Consider the following 1244-nt stretch of genomic DNA (forward strand, 5'->3'; position numbering starts at 1 on the left):
GGCGGGCCGGCCCTCGGCCTGGGCGACCCTGCGTGCCAGCACGTAGCTGCCGTTGGCCTGTGCCGATGCGGCGAGGCCGGTGCCTTGCAGGATCGTATCGAGTCCGTCGCGCACACTGTACTGGCCCCGGAGGCCCGGACTCTGGTGGTTGGCGGCCTGTTCGGGCGTGAATGCCAGCAGGATGCCGGCTTCGCGGCCAAAGCGGTTCAGCGTGGCCTGCAACGGCCCGGCAGGAATGTCATAGGTGCGAAGTGGCGACGTCGCCTGCGCGGACGTGCCCTGTGCCATGACATCGATGGCCGACAGGGCGCCGGCGCCGTATAGGGCGGCCAGCAGGAGCGTGTGTTTCAGAACAACGGTGGAGCGGCGGCGCGGCAGCGCCAGGATTCGGGATGGCATGGATTCGACTGCGGGAGAGGCGTGAAAGTGGGACTCATCTCCTATGTCACGCGAGAATCCAGAACAGACCACTCCTTGGCGGAAAAAACGAAAAATCAGGCGGGAAGGACCGTTGTCCAGTAGCGCGTCAGGAAATGGATGCGCACGGGCAGGGCAGTGCGAAGGGCATCGAGGATGAGATCGGTATCCGCTATCGGAAAGGTACCCGACACGCGCAGATCCGCCACGTCTGGCGCGCAGCGCAGCCGCCCAGGTCGATAGCGGTCGACCTGGGCGAGGAAATCCGCCAGGCGCATGTCCGTGGCGACGATCATGCCGTCGGTCCAGGCGGTATCGCTCTCGGGCAGCGGCGCGGGGGCGTCGACGCTCGCCGGGGTGAATCGTGCCTGCTTGCCTGCGGCGATGATGCGTCCGCCCGTAGGGTCTGCCTGTGGCCGAACCGCGACGGCGCCTTCGGTGACACCGATCCAGCCGGCGTCACCCGATACGCGCACCGCGAATCGGGTGCCCATTGGGCGCAGCGTGGCCGAGGCGGTTGCGACGATGAATGGGCGCGATGACCAGTGTCGATCCGGGGCTGTCTGGACATGGATCTCGCCACGTCGCAGGACAACGCGCCGTTCGGTGGACGTGAAGGCGATATCGATGGCGGTATCGGTATTGAGTCTGACCTGCGTGCCGTCCGCGAGCGACAGAAGACGTTGCTCACCCACGGTCGTATGGACATCGGCCAGCCAGTCCTGCAACGGCGCGTGATCTCGCGCAGCCCATGCTGCCGCGCCGCCGGTGAAGGCAACCACCAGCGCCTGGACGGCCCGGCGGCGACTCGCGGAGCGCGGCGGAGT

The 1244-nt window shown here is 67.3% G+C and carries 2 protein-coding genes; both read right to left on the reverse strand.

What is annotated here, in order from left to right:
• Positions 1 to 399, reverse strand: a 399-nt coding sequence (locus D769_RS30590) for an STN domain-containing protein (RefSeq protein WP_008640703.1), incomplete at its 3' end; no start/stop codon positions are given.
• A gap of 95 nt (positions 400 to 494) precedes the next feature.
• Positions 495 to 1244, reverse strand: a 750-nt coding sequence (locus D769_RS00050; protein ID WP_008640705.1) for a FecR domain-containing protein, incomplete at its 5' end; no start/stop codon positions are given.

The sequence above is a fragment of the Cupriavidus sp. HMR-1 genome (assembly GCF_000319775.1).
GTDB lineage: Bacteria > Pseudomonadota > Gammaproteobacteria > Burkholderiales > Burkholderiaceae > Cupriavidus > Cupriavidus metallidurans.